The organism is Roseobacter cerffii (assembly GCF_054226325.1).
Map to the genome: position 1 here is coordinate 2,005,685 of NZ_CM135757.1, position 24,870 is coordinate 2,030,554.

Annotated in this window: 26 protein-coding genes and 1 tRNA gene; 18 read left to right on the forward strand and 9 right to left on the reverse strand. The window is 64.6% G+C overall.

All coding sequences use genetic code 11. The annotated features are described in order from the left end of the window. Positions 1-11 precede the first annotated feature (11 nt). The 3 genes from ACVC7O_RS09620 to ACVC7O_RS09630 all read left to right on the forward strand — a co-directional run bounded on the left by ACVC7O_RS09620 (position 12) and on the right by ACVC7O_RS09630 (position 3,295). Entirely contained in the window at positions 12-1,574 is a 1,563-nt protein-coding gene (locus ACVC7O_RS09620; protein ID WP_458325870.1) for a trimethylamine methyltransferase family protein, read from the forward strand. A 99-nt stretch (positions 1,575-1,673) separates the two neighbouring features. After that, the gene (locus tag ACVC7O_RS09625; protein ID WP_458325871.1) at positions 1,674-2,261 is read left to right on the forward strand and encodes a heme NO-binding domain-containing protein; all 588 of its coding nucleotides are present in this window, start codon (positions 1,674-1,676) and stop codon (positions 2,259-2,261) included. Beyond that, positions 2,258-3,295, forward strand: coding sequence for a diguanylate cyclase domain-containing protein (locus ACVC7O_RS09630; protein ID WP_458325872.1), 1,038 nt, complete (start codon positions 2,258-2,260; stop codon positions 3,293-3,295). The genes ACVC7O_RS09625 and ACVC7O_RS09630 overlap by 4 nt, the downstream gene beginning before the upstream one ends. A 23-nt stretch (positions 3,296-3,318) precedes the next feature. On the opposite strand, the gene ACVC7O_RS09635 is transcribed toward ACVC7O_RS09630, so the two are convergent. The 5 genes from ACVC7O_RS09635 to ACVC7O_RS09655 all read right to left on the reverse strand — a co-directional run bounded on the left by ACVC7O_RS09635 (position 3,319) and on the right by ACVC7O_RS09655 (position 7,976). Next, positions 3,319-3,393: transfer RNA gene (locus ACVC7O_RS09635), tRNA-Glu, on the reverse strand. An 84-nt stretch (positions 3,394-3,477) separates the two neighbouring features. Then, entirely contained in the window at positions 3,478-5,223 is a 1,746-nt protein-coding gene (gene recJ / locus ACVC7O_RS09640) for a single-stranded-DNA-specific exonuclease RecJ (RefSeq protein WP_458325873.1), read from the reverse strand. Positions 5,224-5,262: 39 nt separating this feature from the next. Continuing rightward, the gene (gene glpX, locus ACVC7O_RS09645) at positions 5,263-6,231 is read right to left on the reverse strand and encodes a class II fructose-bisphosphatase (protein WP_299674366.1); all 969 of its coding nucleotides are present in this window, start codon (positions 6,229-6,231) and stop codon (positions 5,263-5,265) included. Between the two features lie 82 nt (positions 6,232-6,313). Continuing rightward, a complete protein-coding gene (locus tag ACVC7O_RS09650; RefSeq protein ID WP_458325874.1) occupies positions 6,314-7,600 on the reverse strand; it encodes a homoserine dehydrogenase in 1,287 nt (428 codons plus the stop codon). 70 nt (positions 7,601-7,670) lie between these two features. Then, positions 7,671-7,976 (reverse strand): hypothetical protein, encoded by a 306-nt coding sequence (locus ACVC7O_RS09655; protein ID WP_458325875.1) that lies wholly within the window; start codon positions 7,974-7,976, stop codon positions 7,671-7,673. 74 nt (positions 7,977-8,050) lie between these two features. Between ACVC7O_RS09655 and ACVC7O_RS09660 the strand changes: the two genes are divergently transcribed. Together ACVC7O_RS09660 and ACVC7O_RS09665 are read left to right on the forward strand one after the other, a co-directional pair. Then, complete coding sequence (locus tag ACVC7O_RS09660; RefSeq protein WP_458325876.1) at positions 8,051-8,641, forward strand: TetR/AcrR family transcriptional regulator; 591 nt, start codon at positions 8,051-8,053, stop codon at positions 8,639-8,641. 108 nt (positions 8,642-8,749) lie between these two features. Continuing rightward, positions 8,750-8,947 carry a hypothetical protein gene (locus ACVC7O_RS09665; RefSeq protein ID WP_458325877.1) on the forward strand — a complete coding sequence of 66 codons (198 nt, stop codon included), beginning with the start codon at positions 8,750-8,752 and terminating at the stop codon, positions 8,945-8,947. Between the two features lie 3 nt (positions 8,948-8,950). Here the strand turns inward: ACVC7O_RS09665 and ACVC7O_RS09670 are convergent, their stop codons facing one another. Continuing rightward, positions 8,951-10,114 carry a 4Fe-4S double cluster binding domain-containing protein gene (locus ACVC7O_RS09670; RefSeq protein ID WP_458325878.1) on the reverse strand — a complete coding sequence of 388 codons (1,164 nt, stop codon included), beginning with the start codon at positions 10,112-10,114 and terminating at the stop codon, positions 8,951-8,953. 115 nt (positions 10,115-10,229) lie between these two features. Here ACVC7O_RS09670 and ACVC7O_RS09675 point away from each other — a divergent pair, with 115 nt between their 5' ends. Next, positions 10,230-11,174: an NAD(P)-dependent oxidoreductase gene (locus tag ACVC7O_RS09675; RefSeq protein WP_458325879.1), complete on the forward strand. Its 945-nt coding sequence runs from the start codon at positions 10,230-10,232 to the stop codon at positions 11,172-11,174. 53 nt (positions 11,175-11,227) lie between these two features. Here ACVC7O_RS09675 and serS read toward each other — a convergent pair whose 3' ends face one another. Together serS and ACVC7O_RS09685 are read right to left on the reverse strand one after the other, a co-directional pair. After that, positions 11,228-12,520 (reverse strand): serine--tRNA ligase, encoded by a 1,293-nt coding sequence (serS, locus tag ACVC7O_RS09680; RefSeq protein WP_458325880.1) that lies wholly within the window; start codon positions 12,518-12,520, stop codon positions 11,228-11,230. A gap of 76 nt (positions 12,521-12,596) precedes the next feature. After that, the gene (locus tag ACVC7O_RS09685; protein WP_458325881.1) at positions 12,597-13,322 is read right to left on the reverse strand and encodes a trypsin-like serine peptidase; all 726 of its coding nucleotides are present in this window, start codon (positions 13,320-13,322) and stop codon (positions 12,597-12,599) included. 211 nt (positions 13,323-13,533) lie between these two features. Between ACVC7O_RS09685 and yajC the strand changes: the two genes are divergently transcribed. From yajC to ACVC7O_RS09740, 11 genes are read left to right on the forward strand one after another with little or no spacing between them, the layout of a single operon-like run. Then, positions 13,534-13,815 carry a preprotein translocase subunit YajC gene (yajC, locus tag ACVC7O_RS09690; protein WP_458325882.1) on the forward strand — a complete coding sequence of 94 codons (282 nt, stop codon included), beginning with the start codon at positions 13,534-13,536 and terminating at the stop codon, positions 13,813-13,815. A gap of 33 nt (positions 13,816-13,848) precedes the next feature. Further along, entirely contained in the window at positions 13,849-15,510 is a 1,662-nt protein-coding gene (gene secD, locus ACVC7O_RS09695) for a protein translocase subunit SecD (RefSeq protein ID WP_458325883.1), read from the forward strand. 1 nt (position 15,511) lies between these two features. Next, entirely contained in the window at positions 15,512-16,480 is a 969-nt protein-coding gene (gene secF / locus ACVC7O_RS09700) for a protein translocase subunit SecF (RefSeq protein WP_458325884.1), read from the forward strand. Beyond that, entirely contained in the window at positions 16,473-17,216 is a 744-nt protein-coding gene (locus ACVC7O_RS09705; RefSeq protein WP_458325885.1) for a sulfite exporter TauE/SafE family protein, read from the forward strand. Before secF ends, ACVC7O_RS09705 begins: the two co-directional genes overlap by 8 nt. 10 nt (positions 17,217-17,226) lie before the next feature. Further along, positions 17,227-17,580 carry an Mth938-like domain-containing protein gene (locus ACVC7O_RS09710; RefSeq protein ID WP_458325886.1) on the forward strand — a complete coding sequence of 118 codons (354 nt, stop codon included), beginning with the start codon at positions 17,227-17,229 and terminating at the stop codon, positions 17,578-17,580. 41 nt (positions 17,581-17,621) lie between these two features. Beyond that, the gene (gene ccmA / locus ACVC7O_RS09715) at positions 17,622-18,239 is read left to right on the forward strand and encodes a heme ABC exporter ATP-binding protein CcmA (protein WP_458325887.1); all 618 of its coding nucleotides are present in this window, start codon (positions 17,622-17,624) and stop codon (positions 18,237-18,239) included. Continuing rightward, a complete protein-coding gene (ccmB, locus tag ACVC7O_RS09720) occupies positions 18,236-18,892 on the forward strand; it encodes a heme exporter protein CcmB (RefSeq protein WP_458325888.1) in 657 nt (218 codons plus the stop codon). Before ccmA ends, ccmB begins: the two co-directional genes overlap by 4 nt. A 52-nt stretch (positions 18,893-18,944) precedes the next feature. After that, entirely contained in the window at positions 18,945-19,712 is a 768-nt protein-coding gene (locus ACVC7O_RS09725) for a heme ABC transporter permease (protein ID WP_458326065.1), read from the forward strand. After that, positions 19,712-19,867 (forward strand): heme exporter protein CcmD, encoded by a 156-nt coding sequence (ccmD, locus tag ACVC7O_RS09730; protein ID WP_458326066.1) that lies wholly within the window; start codon positions 19,712-19,714, stop codon positions 19,865-19,867. Before ACVC7O_RS09725 ends, ccmD begins: the two co-directional genes overlap by 1 nt. Beyond that, positions 19,860-20,402: a DsbE family thiol:disulfide interchange protein gene (locus tag ACVC7O_RS09735; protein ID WP_458325889.1), complete on the forward strand. Its 543-nt coding sequence runs from the start codon at positions 19,860-19,862 to the stop codon at positions 20,400-20,402. The genes ccmD and ACVC7O_RS09735 overlap by 8 nt, the downstream gene beginning before the upstream one ends. A 57-nt stretch (positions 20,403-20,459) precedes the next feature. Continuing rightward, complete coding sequence (locus tag ACVC7O_RS09740) at positions 20,460-21,080, forward strand: class I SAM-dependent DNA methyltransferase (protein ID WP_458325890.1); 621 nt, start codon at positions 20,460-20,462, stop codon at positions 21,078-21,080. Positions 21,081-21,149: 69 nt separating this feature from the next. Here the strand turns inward: ACVC7O_RS09740 and acnA are convergent, their stop codons facing one another. After that, the gene (acnA, locus tag ACVC7O_RS09745) at positions 21,150-23,840 is read right to left on the reverse strand and encodes an aconitate hydratase AcnA (protein ID WP_458325891.1); all 2,691 of its coding nucleotides are present in this window, start codon (positions 23,838-23,840) and stop codon (positions 21,150-21,152) included. A 227-nt stretch (positions 23,841-24,067) separates the two neighbouring features. Between acnA and ACVC7O_RS09750 the strand changes: the two genes are divergently transcribed. Continuing rightward, positions 24,068-24,763, forward strand: coding sequence for a DUF1223 domain-containing protein (locus tag ACVC7O_RS09750; RefSeq protein ID WP_458325892.1), 696 nt, complete (start codon positions 24,068-24,070; stop codon positions 24,761-24,763). Positions 24,764-24,870 lie beyond the last annotated feature (107 nt).

Below are 24,870 nucleotides of genomic sequence, written 5' to 3' on the forward strand. Positions count from 1 at the left end.
AGGGCCACACCATGGCTGACACGGCAACCAGACGCAGAACGCGCAGCGGCGGGCGAGCGGGTGCGGCGCATCGCCGGGGCACGGCTGTCATCGAACAGATGCCCTGGAACCCACCGGTCAACATCGACCGCCCGACCGAGCCTCTGTCGCCCGAGGGGGTGGAGGCCGTGCACGACGGTGCGATGCGCATTCTTGAAGAGATCGGTGTGGAATTCCTCAACCCCGAGGCCGTGGAGATCCTGCGCAAGGCGGGCTGCACCGTTGCCGGTGAAAACGTGCGCATGGGGCGCGATTTCGTCATGGAATGGATCGGCAAGGCGCCGTCCCAATTCACGCTCACGCCGCGCAATCCGGACCGGACGATCACCGTGGGCGGGCGCAACCTGCTCTTCGGCAATGTCTCCTCGCCGCCGAACTATTGGGACATGGAGCGCGGCACAAAGGTGCCCGGCACGCGTGAGATGTGCCAGAACCTGCTGAAGCTGACGCAATACTTCAACTGTATCCACTTCGCGGGGGGCTATCCGGTGGAGCCGGTGGATCTCCACGCAAGCGTGCGACACCTTGATGTGCTCTTCGACAAGCTCACCCTCACCGACAAGGTGATGCACGCCTATTCGCTGGGCGCCGAACGGGTCGAAGATGTGATGGAAATGGTGCGCATCGCGGGCGGTTTGTCACATGAAGAATTCGACGCAACCCCCCGAATGTACACGAATATCAACTCAACCTCGCCGCTCAAGCACGACTATCCGATGCTGGATGGCTGGATGCGGCTGGCGCGGCGCGGACAGGGGCTTGTGGTGACGCCGTTCACCCTCGCGGGTGCGATGGCGCCGGTGACCATGGCGGGTGCCGTGGCGCAGTCGCTTGCCGAGGCGCTCTGTGCGGTGGTGCTGGCGCAGATCATCCGACCCGGATGCCCCGTGGCCATCGGAACCTTCACCTCGAATGTGGACATGAAATCCGGCGCGCCCGCCTTTGGCACACCGGAATACATGCGCGCGACGCAGATGACAGGGCAACTGGCGCGGTTCTACGGGCTGCCGATGCGGTCCTCGGGCGTCTGTGCCGCGAACGTGCCCGATGGGCAGGCGATGTGGGAGACGTCGAACAGCCTCTGGGCGGCGGTGCAATCGGGCACCAACATGGTCTATCACGCCGCGGGCTGGCTCGAGGGCGGGCTGATCGCGTCCCCTGAGAAATTCATCATGGATTGCGAGGTTCTGCAGCATATTCAACGCTATATGGACCCGGTCGTGACCGCGACCGGCCCCGATGAGATCGCGCTCGATGCGATCAAATCGGTGGGCAACGCGGGGCACTTCTTTGGCATTCCGCATACGCAGGACCGTTACACCATCGCGTTCTACCAGCCGTTTCTAAGCGACTGGCGCAACTATGAAGGCTGGGAGGTGGCCGGGGCCGTCTGGACGCCGGAGCGCGCGCATCTGATGTTCAAGGAGATCATCGCCAGTTTCGAGGCACCGCCCATGGATGTGGCGATCCGCGAGGAGCTGGCCGATTTCGTCGCCAGGCGCAAAGCGGAAGGCGGGGCGCCCACCGATTTCTGAGCCATGAACTGCCTGCAATTGTAGGGATGCGGGCGCGCGTTCGGTATTTTTTAACCCACGCCCGCCATTCTCGCCCGGCGAGGATGGAAAGAGGCAGTCATGCACGGGCTAGTAAACAGGGCGATACAGCGGTTTGTCGTCGACAGTTATGGCGCTCCGCAATGGGCGGCGGTGGCGCGGCGTGCTGATCTCGGCTTTGTCGATTTCGAAGCAATGTGGACCTATGACGATGCGCTGACGCCCCGCGTTCTGGCGGCTGTCAGCGACATTCTGGACCGGCCTTATGACGAATTGATGGAGGACATCGGGAATTATCTGGTGTCGCACCCAAACCTGGAGTCGCTGCGGCGGCTTTTGCGGTTTGGCGGGGTGAATTTCCTGGATTTTCTGCACTCTCTGGACGATCTGCCGGACCGCGCGCGGCTGGCGGTGGCCGATCTGGTGCTGCCCCGGCTGGAGCTGCGCGAACGCGGGCCGCAGCAATACAGCCTGACCTGCGAAGGCGACATTCCGGGCTGTGGTTATCTCTTCACCGGCGTGCTGCGGGCGATGGCGGATGATTATGGCGCGCTGGTCTTCCTGGAGCACATGGGGGAGCAGGACGGCGTGGAAACCGTCTCGATTGCTCTTCTGGAGACCGACTATGCCGAAGGCCGCGGCTTTGAGCTGGGGGTGCAGGCGTCATGAGCGGCGGGACCTTGTGCTATAAGATGCTGAATGTGATGTGCCCGATGCATGTCATCCTGAACCGCAATGGTCAGATCAGCTTTGCCGGACCGACCGCGCAAAAGCTGCTGCCGGATCAATCACTTGTAGGTCAGAACTTCCTCGATATCTTCGAGATCAAGCGGCCCCGCGAAATCTCCTCGATCGAGGCGTTGCGCGAGAAGGCGGGCATGAAGCTGCACCTGCGGTTCCGTATGCCGCCGCATCGCGAATTGAAAGCGGTGCTGATGGAAGGCCCGGAGATCGGCCAGATGATCATCAACCTGTCCTTCGGCATTTCGGTCGTGGACGCGGTGCAGGACTATAAGCTCACATCCGCGGATTTCGCGCCGACTGATCTGACCATCGAGATGCTCTATCTGGTTGAGGCCAAATCCGCGGCGATGGAGGCCTCGAAGCAGTTGAACCGGCGGCTACAGGGCGCGCGGGTGGCGGCCGAAGAGCAGGCGCTGACTGATACGCTGACCGGCCTGCGCAACCGGCGCGGCATGGACCGCATTCTGGCGGATCTGATCGTCAACGGCGAAAACTTCGCGCTGATGCATATGGATCTCGACTACTTCAAGGCGGTGAATGACACGATGGGTCATGCCGCGGGCGATTTTGTCCTGCAGGAAGTGGCGCGCATCATGCTGAAAGAAGTGCGCAGCCACGACACCGTTGCGCGCGTCGGTGGGGACGAGTTCGTGCTGTTGCTGCGCGACGTGGAGGAGCCCGCGGTGATTGACCAGATCGCGACCCGGATTATCGACCGGGTGAGCGAGCCCATCGTGTTTGAGGGGCTGTTGTGCAACGTCTCGGGCAGTGCGGGGACGACCTTGTCGGGCAATTATGACGTGGTGACGGCGGATCAATTGCTGGGCGATGCGGATGTGGCGCTTTACGAATCAAAGCGTCTCGGGCGTCGGCGCCATACGTTCTTCTCGGAGGAGCTGCGCGCAGAGTCGGATGCTGAGAAAACACCGCTGCCCCGCGAGCAAGCTCCGCAACACTGATCTTGGTCTGGATATCGGGGAAGTGGCAGCCCGTAGGGGAATCGAACCCCTCTTTCCAGGTTGAAAACCTGGCGTCCTAACCGATAGACGAACGGGCCACTGGATCGTGAGCGGTTGATTAGGCAATCCGGGCGCGGCGCGCAAGCGGAAATTACGCCTCGGATCAAGAAAACTTGCCGCAGTCAGCCGTCGACGGCGGCAGCATCCTCAAGGCGCAGTTGCACGCTTTGTCGCCCTTGCCAGGTGTTGATGTCGAGCCGCCCGGCGAGGTGAAAATGCGCGCCGCCATGAGCTTCGAGGGCGGGGCCCAGCGGACCATCAAAGGCGCCAAAGCAGATCCCTTCAAGCGTCGGGCCCCCGGGTGCGGCGAAGCTGATCTTCAGGTGGCTTTCGCCGACGCGCTTGGCAAAGCGGATGGCCATATCGGCGAAAGCATAGCGGGGCGCAGGGGCGCCTGCGCCGAAGGGTCCCGCCTGTTCGATCATCTCGGTCAGCTCGACTGTCGCTGCCGCGGGCATCAAGAGGCCGTCGAGTTTGAGATCGGCAGCCCCGGCAAGATGCGCGCCCTGCTTTTCCAGAAGCTCACCCAAACGGGCCATCGCGGCGTCGAGCTTGTCCTCGGCGACGGTGAGCCCGGCCGCCATCTTGTGGCCGCCCCCCTTGAGCAGCAGGCCCTCGCGTGCGAGGCGCTGAATGGGCTGTCCGAGGTCGATGCCCGAGATCGAGCGGCCAGAGCCCTTGCCGATGCCGTCCTCGAGCCCGATCACGATACTGGGGCGACCCGACGCGTCTTTGAGCCGGGAGGCGACGATGCCGACAACGCCGGGGTGCCAGCCGGGCCCGGCGGCCCAGACCAGCGGGGCGTCGAGCCCTCGGCCTTCGGCTTGATCCAGCGCCGCGGCGCGCACGCTGGCCTCGATCTCCCGCCGCTCGGTGTTGAGCTGATCGAGTCGCTCGGCCAGGGCGGCGGCCTCATGCGGGTCATTGCATGCGAGCAACCGCGCGCCCAGATCTGCAGCGCCGATCCGGCCTCCCGCATTCACGCGCGGGCCCAGCAGAAAGCCTAGGTGATAGGCCGTGGGTGCGGTATCCATCCGGGCCACATCGGCAAGTGCTGCCAGGCCGACGCGCTCGCGCCGCGCCATCACCCGCAGTCCTTGGCGGACGAAGGCGCGGTTGACGCCGACCAGTGGGGCGACGTCCGCGACGGTTGCAAGGGCGACGAGATCGAGCAGGCCCATGAGGTCTGGCCCGGACTGGCCATCGGCGCGCAGCTGGCGCCCCAACTCGACCAGCAGCAAGAAGACAACACCCGTCGCGCAGAGATGCGCAAGATCGCCGCTTTCATCCTGGCGGTTTGGGTTCACCACCGCGTGGGCGGGGGGCAGGGTCTCGGCGCCGAGGTGATGGTCGAGCACCACCACATCCGCGCCTTTGGCGGCGGCAATGGGGTCATGCGACAGCGTACCGCAATCGACGCAGAGGATGAGATCATGCGCCGCCGCCAGATCGGCCATCGCCGCCTCGTTCGGCCCATAGCCCTCGTCGATCCGGTCAGGAATGTAGAGCGTGGCGCTTTGGCCCATCTGGCGCAGCCAGACCATCAGCAGGGCAGCAGAGGCGCCGCCATCCACGTCGTAATCCGCGAAAATCGCGATTTTCTCGCGCGCCCGCAAAGCGGCCATCACGCGGCTGGCGGCGGTCTCCATATCCTTCAGACTGCGCGGATCGGGCAGCAGGTCGCGCAGCGCTGGTGCGAGAAAGGCTTGCGCTTCGGCGGCGGACACGCCACGCCGCGCCAGCACCTGAGCGACAGCATCGGGCAGATCGCTTTGCTGCGCGAGGGCTTCGGCGGCGCGCGTGGTCTCGACCGGCGGGCCGACCCAGCGACGGCCCGTGAGGCTGCGCTCGACGCCGAGAAAACTCACCGCGCCATCCGGATCATCTTGCGGGGGGCCGCGCGGCGATCACGGCGCCTCGACCGGTGTGCGGTAGTTGATGCGGCGCACCGATCCGGTCTTGGAGCGCATGATCAGCGTCTCAGTGGTCATCCAGCCGGGTTCGCGCTTGACGGCGGGCAGGATGTTGCCGTCGGTCACGCCGGTGGCGGCGAAGATCACGTCTTCGGTGACCATCTCGTCGCGGCTGTAGATCTTGTCGAGATCGCTGATTCCGGCTTTGGCGGCGCGGCCCTTCTCATCATCATTGCGGAAGAGCAGGCGGCCATACATCTGCCCGCCCATGCATTTTAGCGCGGCGGCGGCCAGTACGCCTTCGGGGGCGCCGCCCGCGCCCATGTACATGTCGATGCCGGTGTTGGGCTCGGCGCAATGCATAACCCCGGCCACATCGCCATCGGTGATTAGCCGGATCGAAGCGCCAGTGGCGCGCACCTCGGCGATCATATCCTCGTGGCGCGGTCGCTCCAGAATGCAAAGCGTGACGTCCGACATGGCGCAGCCCTTGGCCTTGGCCAGCGCCTCGACACGCTCGGCGGGGCTCATCTCGAGCGTGACCACATCGCGCGGATAGCCGGGGCCAATGGCGAGCTTGTCCATATAAACGTCGGGCGCGTGCAGCATGGAGCCACGCGGGCCCATGGCGATGACGGTGAGCGCATTGGGCATATCCTTGGCCGTGAGCGTCGTGCCTTCCAGCGGGTCGAGCGCGATGTCCACGCCGGGGCCATTGCCGGTGCCGACCTCTTCGCCGATATAGAGCATCGGCGCTTCGTCCCGCTCGCCTTCGCCGATGACAACGACGCCCGCGATGTCGAGCATGTTGAGCTGTTCGCGCATGGCGTTCACCGCGGCCTGGTCGGCGGCCTTCTCGTCGCCATTGCCGACCAGCCGGGCAGAGGCGAGGGCAGCGGCCTCGGAAACGCGGGCAAGGCCCAGAGAAAGCATACGGTCCTGAAATTGAGCGCGGCCGGCCATGAAACTATTCCTTTATTGGGGGCACAATACGGGGGTAGGTGTAGCGGCAGGGCGCGCAGCGCACAACCGCGCGGCCAGAGGGTCAGACAGCTTCGATGCGCAGGGCGACCGGGTCGCCCGACAGAACACCCGTGGCCTGCATCGCGGCTAGCGCGCTGGTCACGGCATCGGGCGTGGTCTTGTGGGTGACGATGAGCACAGGGGCGGTGGTGTCCTCGTGCCCGTATTGACGCATCCGGTCGATGGAGACGCCTGCGTCACCGAGCACCGAGGCGATCTTGGCGAGCGCGCCGGGTTTGTCCTCGAGCGTCATGCGCAGGTAATACGGCGCGGGCAGATCGGCATGGGCCCGCGGCACGCTGGTGAGCGCGGCGGCGGGCTTGCCGAAGACGGGGCCGCGCAGACCGCGTGCGATATCGCAGACATCACCCATCACGGCGCTGGCGGTCGGGCCTTCACCGGCGCCCGGGCCGCGCAGTACGATCTGGCCCACCGCATCGCCTTCGAGCACCACCATGTTGGTGCCGCCCTCGAGCTGGCCCAGTGGAGAGCTGTCGGGCACCAGGCAGGGCTGCATCCGTTGTTCCAGCCCACGGCCGGTCTTTTGTGCAACGCCCAGCAGCTTGATCTTGTAGCCCATGTCGGCGGCGGCGTGGATGTCATCGATGCTGACCCGGTCGATCCCTTCGAGGGTGATGCCGTCGAAATCGATCACCGTGCCGAAGGCGAGGGACGACAGGATCGCGAGCTTGTGTGCGGCGTCGATGCCGCCTACGTCGAGCTGTGGATCAGCCTCGAGATACCCCAGACCATCGGCCTCGGCGAAGACCTCGGCATAGCTGAGGCCCGCGGATTCCATGCGCGTGAGGATGTAGTTGCATGAGCCGTTCATCACGCCCATGACGCGGGTGATCTCGTTGCCTGCGAGCCCTTCGCCCAGTGATTTGATCACCGGGATGCCACCTGCCACGGCGGCCTCGTATCGCAGTGCGCGGCCTGCGGCCTCGGCGGCTTCGGCCAGCGCGTGGCCGTGGATGGCGAGCAGGGCCTTGTTGGCGGTGACCACATCCTTGCCTGCGGCCAGGGCGGCTTCGACGGCATCTTTGGCCGGGCCCTCGTGACCGCCGATCAGTTCGACGAAGACATCGATATCCTCGCGAGTGGCGAGGGCCACGGGGTCATCTGCCCAAACGTAGCGGTCGAGCGGCAGGCCGCGATCCTTGGATTTGTTGCGTGCGGAGACCGCGGTGATGGTGATCTCGCGCCCGGTCCGTTCGGCCAGCAAGGCGGCATGCTGGCGGATGATGCGCAGAACGCCGATGCCGACTGTGCCCAGACCCGCAATCCCAAGACGAAGTGGCGCAGACATACCGGCAATTCCTTTGACCTAGAGAGCTCTTTTGCGCCGTGTAGCCGGTTCGCAGCGCCCGTGCAACGCGCTACTCGACGTCCGTGTCGAGGCGGGTCCGATCATCGCTGCTGAGCACCGATCCGCGCAGCCGGGCCGCGCGCGCCTGCAGGCCGCTGACCCGGGCCTCGAGCGTGGCCTGGGTGTCTTCCCGCTCGGTCTGGGCGTCGGCGGAGGGCGCGGGGATCGTGTCGAGCGGGACCAGATCGGGGTAGTCGGCGTCGCGCGCAACCTGATCGGTGGCATCGTCGATCTCGGGAAACTGCACGCAGGCGGCAGCGGGGATCAGCAGAAAGCAAAGGGCGGCGAGGCGCATGCGGCAGGCTCCGGTTGTCATGGGCTTTGTGCCCGAGCGGGGCAGAGCGCGCAAGAAGGCTTTGTTTTGAACGGATGTTCAGATAATCATGCGCCATGGCGCGCACAGCAGGCTCACACTCCGATATCACAGGCCCCAAGGTGCGGGCAGCGGCGCTGAAGCTATTTGCACAGCAAGGGTTTGCCGCCGTCTCAATGCGCGAGATTGCGCGCGAGGTGGGGGTGCAGGTGGGCGCGCTTTACAATTACACCACGGATAAGCAGAGCCTGCTCTACGATCTGATGCAGAGCCATCTGGAGGCGCTGCTGGATGCGTTCGAGGATGACCCGGCAGCGGATCCGCAGGCGCGGCTGCAGCATTTCGTGCAGTTCCATATCGGCTTTCACCACGACCGGCCCGATGCGGTATTCATCGCCTACATGGAGCTGCGCAACCTGACGCCCGAGAACTTCAGGCGGATCGAAGCGCTGCGGCGGCAGTATGAAGACAAGCTCGAAGCGATCCTGCGGGCAGGAGTCGAGAAGGGCGGGTTTGCCGTTGCGGATACCAAGATTGCGACGCTGGCGGTGATTGCCATGCTGACAGGGGTCAGCACGTGGTTCCGGGCAGGCGGGCGGCTGTCGCTGGACGATGTTCAGGCACAGTATTGGCAGATGGTCTGCAAGGCGGTGTCGGCCTCGGCCTGACCATCACGATGTGTGATGTATAACATGCCATATATTCGTTTTATGAATTGCGCGTGATCCTTTACATCTGAGGCATATCAAAACGGCATGACCTGAAAGGAGGCTCAGATGGCGTATACAACTTTTGAACGGACCCCTGCACGGGGGCGGACCCTGGCCCAGACAGTGCTGCTTCTGGCGGCGGGTGTGCTCTTTGGCGTGATGATCGCGCAGGTGCGCGTGCAGGGTGACGTGCAGGAGGCGGTGAACGCACCGCCGATTGCGGGCGAGAACTGGCATGGCAACGTGCGCCGCTCGACGCCCTAAGGCTCAGAGGGTGGACCACCAGTCGCTCGGTTTGGTCCGCCCGCCGCGGTTCCGGTCGAGCCAAAGCGCGAGACGACGGAGCGGCGAGAGGGCCAGACGCAGCCACAGGCGCTGTGACCAGCGGCGGAAATCGCGATTGAACGGGCAGACGCGCATGCAGATCGCGCAGTCAGAGGCCAGTTTGGCCCAGAAGCCGAAGCATTTTTCCGCATCCGACGTCCATTTTTTCACACCCTTGATGGCCGAGACATTGGCCCCGCCTACGTCCGGCGGGCCGAAGGGCAGCGCCTTGACCGGGCAGGCCTCGGCGCATTTGGTGCAGATGTCGCAAAAGGCGCGCACGCCCCGCGGTTTCGGGGTGTCATGCGCCAGCGGCAGCGAGGTGAAGATCTTGGAAAACCGCAGGCGCGGGCCGAATTCGGGCGTGATGACCATCTGGTTGCGCGCGTATTCGCCCAGGCCCGCTTGCAGCGCGTAAGGAATGACGAGTGCCGTGTCGTTCATCGAGGGCACCGCCTCGTAGCCGAGATTGCGGATGTAGGCGGCCAGTTGCATGACGGTTGCCGCCTCCTGGCTGTAGGCGCGGCCCGTGGCGGCCCCGCCGGTGGCCGCGGGGTAGGTATCGACCAGCGCCGCATCCATCTCGTGACCCAGCACGATCACCGAGGTGAGCCCCTCGGGCAGGTCATTTGGCGCATCGGAAAGATCGCGCACGTCGATGCGGCTGCTGTAATGCCAGCGCGGGTCGATGGCGGTGATACCGCAAAGATCCGCTTTAAAGAAGCGCGCCACTTTCTTGATCTCCCGCGACATTTCTGCTGGATCATCGACGGCGAGCGTGACCGGTGCCACTGGTGTGTCGGCACTGATTGCCGCCTGAAACCCTTCGCGGCGGCCCTGATCGGCGAAGCGGTCGGTCATGATGTCAGAGATCAGCCAGGAGGCATTGCGCAGGGCGAAATCGCGCTGGCCGAAGCCGTCGCCGCGGCGCGGGCTGGCCTCCATCCGGTAGGAGGCGAAGAAGGCGTCGGTTTGCGCCGTGCGCACCGACGGGTCCCAGAACGCGCGCGTGAAGATGTCGTTGCGCTGCGCGAAGGGCTCGAAAGCGTCGGTCACCTCGATCCCGGCGGCGCGGTCGAGGTCGGTCTGCGGGGCGGGCTGTGCCATGGTGTCAGCCTACGGGCTGGCAGCGATGGGTCAATTGCAAAGGTCGCAAACAGGCGCGACCCGGGGGGCGGTGACCCGGCAGGGTCGGGCCAAACGAGCTGCGCAGGAGAGCGGTATGAAGGTTGGGTTCATCGGGTTGGGCAATGTGGGCGGCAAGCTGGCAGGCTCGCTCATTCGCAACAAGATCGACGTGCAGGTCTTTGATCTGAATGTGGAACTTGTGGATGTAAGGGTGGTGCAGGGTGCGCAGCGTGGGCCAGGCCCGGCAGCGATGATGCAAGCCTGTGACGCGGTGATCACCTGTTTGCCGTCGCCTGCCGCCTCGGCGGCGGTGGTCGAGGAGATGCTGCCGCATGTGGGGAGCGGCAAGATCTGGATGGAGATGTCGACCACCGATGCCGATGAGGTGCGCCGCCTGGGCGCCCGCGTCGCCGAGCGTGGCGGTGCTGCGGTGGATTGCCCTGTCTCGGGCGGGTGCCACCGGGCCGATACGGGCAATATCTCGATCTATGCAGGCTGTGATAGGGCGACCTTCGAGCGAGTTCTGCCGATCCTTACCTGCATGGGGCGACGCGTGCTGCATGTGGGCGAGATCGGGCAGGCGAGCGTGCTGAAGGTGATGACAAACTACCTCGCCACCGCAAATCTGCTCACGCTCTGCGAGGCGCTGACGGTGATGAAGGCGGAGGGGCTCGATCTGGGCATGACCTACGAGGCGATTAAGATGTCCTCGGGCACGTCTTTCGTGCATGAGACGGAGAGCCAGTTGATCCTCTCGGGGTCGCGAGACGTGAATTTCACCATGGATCTGGTGCAGAAGGATATCGGGCTCTTCCAGAAGCTCGCGGATCAGCATGGAGTGCCGCTAGAGCTGTCGCCGAAGATCATCGAGATGATGACGGACGGGCAGGCGCGCTATGGCGACCGCGCCCAGTCCGATCGGATGATCGAGCGGCTGGAAGAGGCGACGGGCCTCGCGGTGCGCGCGCCTGGCTTCCCGCAGGAGCTGGTGGACGACGAGCCGGAAGAGCGGGGCTATGAGGTGGTGCCGACCCGCTGATTGTCATCGGTCTAAAACTATGCCGAGGTCTGGGGCGGCGCCCCAAGCGGCCTCTAGCTCAGCACGCCGTCCGCTGACAAAGTGGTCTTGCCGCTGAGATAGGGCGCGAGCACCGCCGGGAGGGTGACCGAGCCGTCCGCCTGCTGGCCGTTCTCCAGCACGGCGATCAGGCAGCGCCCGACCGCCAGGCCCGAGCCGTTCAGGGTGTGCACGAACTGCGGCTTGCCGCCCTCGGCGGGGCGGAAGCGCGCGTTCATGCGCCGGGCCTGGAAATCGCCGGTGGTCGAGACCGAGGAGATTTCGCGATACGTGTTCTGGCCCGGCAGCCACGCCTCGATGTCATAGGTGCGCCGCGCGCCAAAGCCCATGTCACCCGTACACAGCACCACGGTGCGGAAGGGGATCTCCAGCCGCTCCAGCAGGTCTTCGGCGCAGCGCAGCATGCGTTTCTGCTCCGCGTCGCTCTCGTCGGGATGGGTGATCGAGACCATCTCGACCTTCTCGAACTGGTGCTGTCGCAGCATGCCGGAAGTGTCCTTGCCCGCGCTGCCCGCCTCCGAGCGGAAGCAGAGCGTGTGCGCGGTCAGGCGGACGGGCAGGGCAGCCTCATCGAGGATGTCGTCGGCCACGGAATAGGTCAGCGAGACCTCGGAGGTGGGTACCAGCCACCAGCCATTCGTGGTCTGGTAGCTGTCCTCGCCGAATTTGGGCAGCTTGTCGGTGCCATACATCGCGTCGTCGCGCACCAGCACGGGCGTCTGCATCTCAGTGAGTCCGTTCTCATCCACATGGGTGTCGATCATGAACTGGGCGAGCGCACGGTGGATCCGGGCGACAGCGCCTTTCAGCACCACGAACCGGCTGCCGGAGATCTTCGCGGCCATCTCGAAATCCATCGAGGCCGCGACGCCGCCGATCTCGAAATGTTCCTTGGGGTCGAAGTCGAAATTGCGCGGATTGCCCCAGCGGTTCACCTCGACGTTGTCGTCTTCATCGGCGCCGTCGGGCACATCGCTCGCGGGCAGGTTGGCGATGCGGGCCAGCTGGTCGGTCAGCTGGGCGTCGAGCGCCTTGGCTTCGGCCTGCATCTCGGCCACCTCGGCCTTCTTTTCGCCAACCAGCGCGCGCAGACGCTCGAACTCCGCCTCATCGCCGGAGGCCTTGGCGGCGCCCACGTCCTTGGAGGCCTTGTTCTGTTCGGCCTGTGCGGTTTCGGCGGCACTGATCTTGGCGCGGCGGGCTTCGTCGAGCGCCAGCAGATCAGCCGACAGCGGTGCGTCCCCGCGGCGCGCGAGGGCCGCGTCGAAGGCATCGGGGTTTTCGCGGATGGCACGGATGTCATGCATGGCGGCAGTCCTTGGTCTGAGTCGTCTCGCTCTGCTGCTTATGACCGATCTTGCGCCGCTGTGTAACCGTGAGATTTCATTGGGTCGCTGCCTGTGCAGCCCGCTCCATCGCGGCCTGCCACTGGTCCATCAACCAGTCATCGACCGGAACGGCGAGCGCCTGCGGATCGTCGCCGCCCACGCGGCCCGCAACCACGGCCACAAGCGCCCAGCCTGTGCCGATGGGCACCAGCACCGGGCCGCCGGAATTGCCCGAGATGACCTCGCAGCCGAGCATGAGCACCGCCTCGGGCGCCGTGGTCAGCGTCGGGCAGTCTGGCCGACCGTTCAGCACATGGGGTCGTTTGCGGTGATAGCCGAGGATGGTCAGATCGCCGATGCGCAGGGCTGGCTGGTCGTTGAGTGGCAGGGGTGCGACCGCGCGGGGCGAGATCGGCGCCTCGAGGCGCAGCACGGCGACATCATAGCGAAACCGGGAGTTGCCCTTCGCGGTCAAATAGTTGGGATGCAGCACGGCTTCAGCCGATTGCCGGTGCGCGACAAAGCTGCCCCGGTCCCAGCCCGCAACGAAATGCCGGGTGCCGGAGGCGCAATGGGCCGCCGTCACCACCAGATCGGGCGCGATCAGGGTGCCGGTGCAGGAGGCCTTGGAGCGGTACCCGGCGGTGTTCACGAGGCCCACGGCTGTCCAGCCTTGCCGCTCCTTCAGCCCAAGCGCGGGCAGGGGATCGGCCGCAAGAGGTGCGGCACTGGCCGAGAGCAGGCCGAAGATCAGGCACAGGGCGGTGCGTAGCTGTGACATGGGCGCTCCCAAAGGCTGTCCGATCCGTCGAATGTGGGCCCTTTGCCGCCGCGCGCCAAGACCCTCCGTGCGCCCCTTGCAGGATCGTGTCCGCGGCAGCCGCGAAACCTGCACGGCCTCCCTTGCAAAGCGCCTTTTCAGCCCATAGGTTCCGCCAAACTTTGCGTCCCGTGCGATGCCGCGGCCGCGATCTACCCGGAAGGACCATTTCATGGAAGCGTTCGCGCAATTTGTGCCCCTCATTCTGATCTTTGCGATCATGTATTTTCTCCTCATCCGCCCGCAGCAGAAGAAGGTGAAAGAGCATCAGGCGATGGTGAACGCGCTGCGCCGGGGCGACCAGGTTGTCACGCAGGGTGGGATCATCGGCAAGGTCTCCAAGGTCAAGGATGGCGAGAACGAGCTGGAGCTCGAAATTGCCGACGGGATCAAGGTGCGCGTGGTGCAGTCGACCATCGCGACCGTCATGTCCAAGACCGAACCGGCGAAGTAACGACGCCTCGTAACTCTCTGAAAAGGCGTATCAATGCTGCAAATCGACCTTTGGAAACGGATCCTGATCTGGCTGACATGTGCCGTGGGTCTGTGGTTGGCGATGCCCAATGCCTTCTATACCAATGTCGAGCGGCACAATGATGCGGTGCAGGCCATCGAGCTGGGCGCCGACACGCCCGAAAACCAGGCCGAGCGCGGGCTCTGGCCCGACTGGATGCCCTCGGGGCTGGTGAACCTGGGGCTCGATCTGCGCGGCGGCGCGCATCTGCTGGCGGAGGTGCAGGTCGAGGATGTCTATGCCGCGCGGATGGATGCCGCCTGGCCGGAAATCCGCGATGCGCTGCGGCCCGAACGCAACACCGTGGGCACGATCCGCCTGCAGCCCTCGGCGGACGACGAGGTGCGGGTGCGGATCAGCGAGCCCGCCGGGATGCAGCGGGCGCTGGAGATTGTGCGCGGGCTGGCGCGCCCGGTGCAGACGCTGACCGGGGTGGGTGCCAATGACATCGACGTGCGCGCGCAGGGCGATCTGATCATCGTGTCGCTGTCTGAAGCCGAGAAGCTAGCCACGGATGAGCGCACGGTGCAGCAATCGCTCGAGATCATCCGTCGCCGGATCGATGAGGTGGGCACGCGGGAACCGACCATTCAGCGCCAAGGCGCCCAGCGGATCCTCATCCAGGTGCCGGGCATCGGCTCGGCCAGCGAGCTGAAAGAGATCATTGGCACCACCGCCCAGCTGACGTTCAATCCGGTCGTGACGCGCGGGACCAACCCAGATGCGGCCCCGGGCATCGGCAACAAGATCGTACCCTCGCTCGACGAATCCGGCGTGTTTTACACGATCGAAGCGGCGCCGGTTGTGACCGGGGAGGAACTGGTGGATGCCCAGCCCGCTTTTGACCAGAACGGACGACCTGCGGTGAATTTCCGCTTCAACACCTCGGGTGCGCGGAAATTCGGCGACTATACGGCGGAGAACATCGGCTCTCCCTTTGCCATCGTGCTGGACGATGAGGTGGTGAGCGCGCCGACGATCCAGAGCCATATTCCGGGCGGATCGGGCATCATCACCGGGCAGTTCACGGTGGAGGAATCGACTAACCTCGCGGTACTTTTGCGGGCAGGCGCCTTGCCTGCGGGGCTGGAGTTTCTGGAGGAGCGCACCATCGGCCCGGAGCTGGGGCAAGACAGCATCGACGCGGGCAAGGTCGCCACGATGGTGGCCTTTGCCGCCGTGCTGGTCTTCATGTTCCTGAGCTACGGGCTTTTTGGGCTCTTCGCCAATATCGCGCTGATCATCAACATCGGGCTGATCTTTGGCTTGCTCAGCTTGATTGGCGCCACGCTGACCCTGCCGGGGATCGCGGGCATCGTGCTGACGGTGGGGATGGCGGTGGATGCCAACGTGCTGATCTTCGAGCGGATTCGCGAAGAGCTGAAGACTTCGAAAGGACCGGCGCGGGCGATCGAGCTGGGCTATGAAAAGGCGCTGAGCGCGATCCTAGACGCCAATATCACCACCTTCATCACCGCCACGATCCTCTTTGCCATGGGCTCGGGCCCCGTGCGCGGCTTTGCGATCACGCTGGGTTTGGGTATCCTGACCTCGGTCTTCACCGCGATCTTCGTCACGCGACTGCTGGTGGTGATGTGGTTCGAACGTCGCCGCCCCAAAACAATCGAGATTTGATATGCGTCTGAGACTGGTCAAACAAGGCACGAATTTCGATTTCTTCAAGCGCTGGAAACTCTGGCTGGGCATCTCCGGACTGATGATGGTGGTGGCCTTCGCCTCCTTCATGATCCAGGGGCTGAACTTCGGCATCGACTTCCGGGGCGGCACGACGATCCGCACGGAAAGCCCGCTGCCGGTCGAGATCGGTGTCTATCGCGACGCGATTGCGGTGCTGGAGCTGGGCGATGTGTCGATCACCGAGGTGTTCGATCCGACCTTCGGCCCTGACCAGAACGTGGCGATGATCCGCATCCAGGCGCAGGAAGGGCAGGAGGCGGTGACGCCCGAGGTGATTGCCGCCGTTGAAAGCGCGCTGCAGACGGTGCGACCGGATATCAAGTTTGTCTCAGTGGAGTCGGTGGGCCCGAAAGTGTCGGGCGAGTTGATCCAGACGGCAGCCATCGCCGTGGTTTTGGCCATCGGTGCGGTGCTGGTCTACATCTGGCTAAGGTTCGAATGGCAGTTTGCGTTGGGGGCCGTCTTGGCCCTTGTGCACGATGTGATCCTGACCATTGGCGTGTTCTCCGAACTGCAGATCCGCTTTGATCTGGCGATCATCGCGGCGCTGCTGACAATCGTGGGCTATTCGCTGAACGACACGGTTGTGGTCTTTGATCGGGTGCGGGAGAACCTGCGCAAATACAAGAAACGCCCGCTGGCCGAGGTGCTGAACATCTCGATCAACGAGACGCTGAGCCGGACCTTCATGACCTCGGTGACGACCTTGCTGGCGCTGATCGCGCTCTTCGTGCTGGGCGGCGACGTGATCCGGGGGTTTGTCTTTGCGATGATCTGGGGCGTGATCGTGGGGACCTATTCGTCGATCTTCGTGGCCTCTGCCGCGCTGCTCTATCTCGGCGTCAAGCGCGACTGGTCGAAGCCCGACGCCAATTCCGGCAACCAATACGCCAATATAGATGCTTGAGCTCGTCGCCATCCCCGGCTTGATCTGGGTGTTGGCGGCGACATTCACGGCAGGGCTGGTCTACGGCTTCTCGGGCTTCGGCGCGGCGCTGGTTTACATGCCGGTGGCGACGGCGGTGGTGGCGCCGCCGCTGGCCATCGGGGCCTTCGCGGTTTCGGCGCTGGCGTCGCTGGTCACCTTGGTGCCGCGTGCCTGGAAGGAAGCGGATCGGTCCAACACCTTGCTCATGGTCGGGGCGGCCATCCTCGGCGCGCCCATTGGCATCTGGGTGCTGCGTACCGCAGACACCGAGGTGATCCGTTGGGTGCTGTCGGCGATCATTGTGACCACGCTGCTGTTTCTGATGGCGGGCTGGCGCTATCGGGCGGAGCCGACAAAGCCGGTGCGCGCGACCATCGGGGCGGCGGCGGGTGTCATGATGGGCTCGGTGGGGCTCAATGGGCCGCTGGTGATCCTTTTTCAGCTCGGTGGACAGGACAATATCACCCGAAGCCGCGCCAATACGCTGATTTTTCTCACCTTGTCGTCGCTGTCGCTGGTGCCGCTGATGGCGTTGCAGGGGGTGATCGGCTGGGAGGCCGTGCTGCTCGGTCTGGTGCTGCTCTTGCCCTACGCTTTTGGCACGCTGGTCGGGCGGACGCTGTTTGACCCCAACCGGGAGACGCTCTACCGTCGTGTCGCCTATGCCGTTGTTGCCGGGGCCGTGCTGATCGGCCTGCCGGTCTGGAACCACTAGGGAGCCGCAAATGCGCCTGAACGAGATCACCTTCACCGATGCCAAACCTGTCGAAGGTTATGGGGCGGGGTTCTTTCGGGTGGGTGGTGAGGTGTTTCACGGGCCCCTGATCGTCGGTCCCGGTGGGACGCTGAGCTGGCAGGGGTATGAGGATGCCGAGGCGCTGCTTTCGCTGAAAGACGAGGTCGATGTGCTCTTCGTCGGGACCGGCGCCGAGATCGCGCATCTGCCCGTTGATCTGCGCGCCGCGCTCGAAGAGGCGGGGCTGGGCGTGGAGGTTATGGCCTCACCCGCCGCCTGCCGGACCTACAACGTGCTCCTGAGCGAAGGCCGCCGGATTGCGCTGGCACTGATCCCCGTGTGATCGGGCTTTTGGTTGCAGCGGCAATCGGTTAACGCTGGGCCATGACCTTGACGATCCGTGATCTCTGCGTCGCCCGGGGCGGGCTGCCCGTTCTGGAAGGGCTGTCCTTTGCGCTGGCGCCGGGGCAGGCGCTGATCCTCCGGGGGCCGAACGGATCGGGCAAGACGACGCTGTTGCGCACGCTGGCGGGGCTGCAGGCACCGCTTTCGGGTGAGATCATCGCGGGTGAGGATCAGATCGCCTATGCCGCGCATTCCGACGGGCTGAAGGCGATGCTGACGGTCACGGAGAACCTCGCGTTCTGGGCGGATGTCTTTGGTCAGCGCGATATCGAGGCGGCGATTGCTGCATTCTCGCTGGACCCGTTGCGCGACCGGCTGGCGGGCACGCTTTCGGCGGGGCAGAAGCGGCGGCTCGGGCTCGCGCGGATGCTGATCACGGGCCGCCCGATCTGGATGCTGGACGAGCCCACGGTGTCGCTGGACCGGGACGCCGTAGCGCTCTTTGCCGGTGCGGTGCGAGCGCATCTGGAGACCGGAGGCTCGGCGCTGATTGCGACGCATATCGACCTTGGGCTCGAAGCGCAGGTGCTGGATGTCACGCCCTTCCGTGCAGCCACCAACACGCGCGCCGGGGCGAGCGACGAGGCGTTCCTGTGAAAGCGCTGCTGCGCCGCGATCTGACGCTGGCTTTTCGCGCAGGCGGCGGGTTCGGCCTCGGCCTTGCGTTTTTCCTGATCGTGACGGTGCTGGTGCCCTTTGGCGTGGGCCCTCAGTCGGAACTGCTCTCGCGCATCGCGCCAGGCATTCTGTGGCTGGGCGCGCTTCTGGCCTGCCTGCTGTCGCTCGACCGGCTGTTGGCGCTCGATTGGGAGGATGGCACGCTGGACCTGCTCGCCACCTCGCCGCTGCCGCTGGAGGCCGCGCTCAGCATCAAGGCACTGGCGCATTGGATCACCACCGGGTTGCCGCTGGTGCTTGCCGCACCGGTGTTCGGTGTGCTGCTGAGCCTGCCGGGGCCGGGGTATTTCTGGCTGGTGATCTCGCTCGCGCTTGGCACCCCGGCGCTGTCGGTGATCGGAACATTCGGGGCCGCATTGACCGTGGGGGTCAAACGCGGCGGGCTGCTGATGTCGCTGCTGGTGCTGCCGCTCTACGTGCCGACGCTGATCTTTGGCGCCGAGGTTGCGCGGCGCGGCGCGGAAGGCATGCAGACCACGACACCGCTCCTGATGCTCGCGGGCATCACCGCCGGGGTCATCGCGATCATGCCCTTTGCGTCCGCGGCGGCCCTGCGGGTGAACTTGCGGTGAGCGGGACCATTTGCCCATTGAGCGCGCGCGCGCAAGGGCTTACATCTGGCTCATGTCGATGACCGAAGAGACCCCTGCGCCCAAGCGCCCGTCCGGCTTCTGGAGCTATGCCAATCCGGTGAAATTCCTCGGCCTGAGCGAACGCATCCTGCCCGCGCTCTGGTGGTTGTCGGGGCTCTGCCTGGTTGTCGGGCTGATCTGGGGCTTTTTCTTCACGCCGGATGATTTCCGGCAGGGGTCCACCGTCAAGATCATCTACCTGCATGTGCCCTCGGCGCTGATGGCGATCAACGCGTGGTTCATGATGCTGGTCGCCTCGCTCATCTGGATCGTGCGGCGCCACCACGTGAGCGCGCTGGCTGCCAAGGCCGCGGCCCCGGTCGGCGTGGTGATGACGCTGATCGCGCTCTTTACCGGTGCAGTCTGGGGCCAGCCGATGTGGGGCACCTGGTGGGCCTGGGACCCGCGGCTTACGTCCTTCCTGATCCTGTTTCTGTTCTACCTCGGCTATATCGCGCTCTGGGAGGCCATCGAGGACCCTGACACCGCCGCTGATCTGACGTCGGTGCTCTGCCTCGTGGGGTCCGTCTTTGCGGTGCTGTCGCGCTATGCGGTGAACTTCTGGAACCAGGGTCTGCACCAGGGCGCGTCGCTGAGCCTCGATAAGGAAGAGAACGTGGCGGATGTGTTTTACTTCCCGCTGCTGGTCTGCATCGCGGGCTTCGTGCTGATCTTCCTGGCGCTTGTGCTCTACCGCACGGGCACGGAAATCCGCCTGCGCCGAACGCGGGCGCTCCAGGCGCGGGAGGCACGGTTGTGATGCCGGACCTGGGCAAATATGCGGATGCGGTGCTGTCGGCCTATGGGGTGTCGCTGCTGCTGCTCGTCGTGTTGATCGTCTGGACCCTGCGGCAGGGGCGCCGCGCACGCCGGGCGCTGCAGGAGGTCGAGCAGAGGAGCAAGCGCGATGCCTAAAATCTCGCCCCTGATGATCGCGCCGCCGCTGATCTTTGCAGGCTTCGTGGCGCTGGCGGGCATCGGGATGTTCCGCGACAACCCCAACGATCTGCCGTCGACCATGATCGGCCAGCCTGCGCCTGCGATCACGACCGATACGCTGGGCGACTACCCCGGTGTGACGCCTGAGGCGATGGCGACGGGGCAGGTGACGCTGGTGAATTTCTGGGCGAGCTGGTGCCCGCCCTGCCATGCCGAGCACCCCAAGCTGCTCGAGATGGCAGGCGAGGGGATGCCGATCATCGGGGTGAATTTCAAGGACCAGGCGCGCAACGCGTCAAGCTATCTCGACGACGATGGCAACCCGTTTGCCGCCGTGGCCTTCGACCCGCAGGGCCGCACCGCCATCGACTGGGGCGTGACGGCACCACCCGAGACCTTCATTCTGGATGCAGAGGGCACCGTGCTCTTCCGCTTTGCGGGGCCGCTCATTGGCAGCGATTATGAGCAGCGGTTCTTGCCGCAGCTTGAGCAGGCGCTGTCGGCGCAGTGATCCCTTAGGCGGCGGTGGGTACGCCGGGCGATGGCAGGGGGCGTGAGGGAGTGACGCATGTCCGCAGATGCCGACCGGATCATTGGTCTCTACCGTCGTCATGCGAACGTCTGGGCGGACCAGCGCACGGCACGCTTTCCTGAACGCAGGTGGCTCGAGCGGTTTGTGCGCCTTCTGCCTGAGGGCGCGGCGGTCCTTGATTTGGGCTGCGGGTCCGGCAGGCCAATCGGTCACTATCTGGTGGATCACGGCTGTGTGCTGACGGGGGTCGACGCGTCACCGGAGTTGATCGGGATTGCGCAGGCAAGCCTGCCGGAGGCCGACCTGATCACCGCGGATATGCGGGATCTGGATTTGGGCAGGCGGTTCGATGGCATCCTGGCCTGGAACAGCAGCTTTCATCTGACGCCCGAGGATCAGCGCGCGATGTTGCCCGTCTTCGCACGGCATGCAGCCGAAGGGGCGGTGCTGACCTTCACCAGCGGGCCGCGCGCGGGCGTGGCCATGGGGCGGTTTGAGGGGGAGGCGCTCTATCATGCGAGCCTCGCCAGTGACGACTATCGCGAGTTGCTGGAGACACACGATTTCGAGGTGCTGGATCATGTCGCTGAGGATCCTGAGAATGGCGGGCTGACCATCTGGCTGGCCCGCTATCGGCACGCGCCCGGGGCGCCGTGAGACGGTCGCGTACCAAAGACAAAGGCCCCGGAAACCATCCGGGGCCTTTTCAGACGATGTAGGGGGTGATCAGGCTGCTTCTTGCGCGAGGTTTCGCAGCACGTAGTGCAGCACGCCGCCATGCTCGATGTATTCAATCTCGATGGCCGTATCGATCCGGCATTTCAGCGTGATCTCTTTCACCGAGCCATCCGCCATGGTGATGGTGCAGGGCACCTCTTGCAGCGGCTGGATGGTGTCGAGCCCGTGGATCGAGACGGTTTCCTCGCCGGTCAGACCCAGCGACTTGCGGGTGTCGCCGCCGGTGAACTCGAAGGGGATCACGCCCATGCCGACGAGGTTGGAGCGGTGGATGCGCTCGAAGCTCTCAGCGATCACGGCCTTCACGCCCAGAAGTGCGGTGCCCTTCGCGGCCCAGTCGCGGGAAGAGCCCGCGCCGTATTGCTCGCCACCGAAGATCACCAGCGGTGTGCCCTGATCCTGATAGGCCATCGCGGCGTCGAAAATCGACGTCTGATTGCCGTCGGGGCCCTTGGTGTAGCCGCCTTCGACACCATCCAGCATCTCGTTCTTGATGCGGATGTTGGCGAAGGTGCCGCGCATCATCACCTCGTGGTTGCCCCGGCGCGAGCCGTAGGAGTTGAACTCCCGCTGCGGCACCTGCCGTTCGATCAGGTACTGGCCAGCGGGTGTGGTGTCCTTGAAGGAGCCGGCGGGCGAGATGTGGTCGGTGGTGATCATGTCCCCGAGCATCGCCAGCACCTTGGCGCCTTCGATGTTGGTGATCACGCCCGGCTCCTTGCCCATACCTTGGAAATAGGGCGGGTTCTGCACGTAAGTCGAGGCAGCGGGCCAGTCGTAGGTCTTGCTGTCGGTTGTCTCGACACCCTGCCACTTGTCATCGCCTTTGAAGACGTCGGCATATTTGGTCAGGAAGGCCTCGCGCGTCACGGTCGCCTCGACCAGCTCGGCGATTTCCTGACTGGAGGGCCAGATGTCTTTGAGGAAGACGTCGTTGCCGTCCTGGTCTTGCCCCAGCGGCTCGGACGTGAGGTCGATGTCCAGCGTACCGGCCAGCGCGTAGGCCACGACGAGCGGGGGCGAGGCGAGGTAGTTGGCGCGCACGTCCGGGCTGATCCGACCTTCGAAGTTGCGGTTGCCCGAGAGCACAGAGGTCGCGACCAGATCGCCCTCGGCGATGGCGTCCGACAGCTCTTTCTGGATCGGGCCGGAGTTGCCGATGCAGGTGGTGCAGCCGTAGCCCACGAGGTTGAAGCCAATTTTGTCCAGGTCCTCCTGAAGGCCTGCAGCTTCCAGATAGGCGCTGACCACCTGGGACCCCGGCGCGAGCGAGGTCTTCACCCACGGCTTGCGGTCGAGACCCAGAGCGGCGGCCTTGCGCGCGACGAGCCCCGCGCCGATCATCACGTAGGGGTTCGAGGTGTTGGTGCAGGAGGTGATCGAGGCAATCACGACCTTGCCGCTTTCCATCGTGTAGTCTTCGCCCGCGACGGCGACTTCCTTGCCCATGGGGCGCTTGAAGGTCTCGTCCATCTCTTTGGTGAAGGCCGCCTTGGCCTGATCGAGCGCCACATAATCTTGCGGACGCTTCGGACCGGAGATCGCCGGGACGATGGTGTTCATGTCGAGATGCAGCGTGTCGGTGTAGATCGGGCTGTAACCCGCGCCGCGCCAGAACCCGTTCTCCTTCGCGTAGGCCTCGACCAGCGCGATGCGATCCTCATCACGGCCTGTATTCCGCAGGTAGCGCAGGGTCTCATTGTCAATCGGGAAGAAGCCGCAGGTGGCGCCGTACTCGGGGGCCATGTTCGCAATGGTCGCGCGGTCGGCCAGCGGCAGGCGGTCGAGCCCTTCGCCGTAGAATTCCACGAATTTGCCGACCACGCCCTTGGCGCGCAGCATTTCAACAACCTTCAGCACGAGATCGGTGCCGGTGGTGCCTTCCATCAAGGTGCCGGTGAGTTCGAACCCGATGACTTCAGGGATCAGCATCGAGATAGGCTGGCCCAGCATCGCGGCTTCGGCCTCGATCCCGCCGACACCCCAACCCAGAACGGCGGCGCCGTTGACCATGGTGGTGTGGCTGTCGGTACCCACAAGCGTGTCGGGGTAGGCGACTTCAGCGCCAGTCTGGTCGGTGTCCGTCCAGACCGTCTGCGCCAGATACTCCAGGTTCACCTGGTGGCAGATGCCGGTGCCGGGGGGCACCACGCGGAAGTTGTTGAACGCTTTCTGACCCCATTTCAGGAAGGTATACCGCTCCATGTTGCGCTCATACTCGCGGTCGACGTTCATCTGGAAGGCGCGGGGGTTGCCGAACTCGTCGATCATGACCGAGTGGTCGATGACCAGATCAACCGGGTTCAGCGGGTTGATCTTCTCGGGATCGCCGCCCAGGGCCACGATGCCGTCGCGCATGGCGGCGAGATCGACCACCGCGGGCACACCGGTGAAGTCCTGCATCAGCACGCGGGCCGGGCGGTAGGCGATCTCGCGCGGGTTCTTGCCCCCCTGCGCGCCCCATTCCGCGAAGGCCTTGATGTCATCGGTGGTCACGGTCTTGCCGTCCTCGAACCGCAGCATGTTCTCCAGCACCACTTTCAGCACCGCGGGCAGGTTGGCGAAATCGCCAAGCCCGGCCTCGGTGGCGGCGGGGATGGAGTAATAGTCAACGCTCTGGGCGCCGGCGGAGAGGGTTTTGCGGGTTTTGGAGGTGTCGTGACCAACGGTAATGGGCATAGCAGAGGTCCTCTGGCTGTGGCTGGATCATCTTTGGATTGCGCGTTGAATGCCCTATGAAACAGGCCAGTTCAACTCAAATCAACGGGTTTGGTCAAAAATTGTATACCATTGTGTACCGTTTCAGGGAGATTTGGCTCGCAATCTCTCAAGAAACCTTGATTGGTCATTACAAAGGCGACTCTCTAGGGTGCGTGAGGGGCCCAGATGGCCGGAGAAGGAATCACATGAAACGTTTGTCACAGGCGGCCGCCGCGCTCTGGTTGATGGCCGCGCCGGTCTTTGCGCAGGAAAGCCCGGTGGTTGTCGAGCTCTTTACCTCGCAGGGGTGTTCGTCCTGCCCGCCAGCCGATGAGCTGATGCACGCGCTGGCCGAGCGGGACGACGTGATCGCCCTCGCGCTTCATGTGGATTACTGGGACTACATCGGGTGGAAGGACGAGTTTGCCGACCCGCGCAATGCCGAGCGCCAGCGCGCTTATGCCCGCACCGCCGGGCGGCGGTCGATTTACACGCCCGAGATGATCGTGAATGGGCTCACCGATATCGTGGGCGCGCGACCGATGGAAATCTCCAAGGCAATTTCTGAGCATAAGGAAAAAGCACCTGTGGTGGCGCTGAGCCTGTCACGTCAGGGGGATGAGGTGGTGATCGACGCCAAGCTGTTGTCGAGCGCCAAGGGCGCGATGGTGGTGCAGATGCTGCGCTATGTCCCGGAGCGCGAGGCGCGGATCACGCGCGGTGAGAATGCCGGGCGGACAATCACCTATGCCAATGTGACACAGGATTGGAAGGTTCTGCGAGAGTGGGACGGCCGCGCGCCCTTGAAGATGGCCGCGCAAGCACCGGGGAAAGAGCCGGTTGTGGTGCTGGTGCAGGCGTCGAGAATGGGGCCGATCCTCGCGGCGGGTGAGCTCAAGTAGCAGTGGCCGAACCGCGGCGCGTTTGCATCACCTTTGAGGGCGTTTTGCCTATCGGCCTCGGATCCTCACAAGATCTGGCACTTCGCATCTAGTGCCCTCGGTCGACC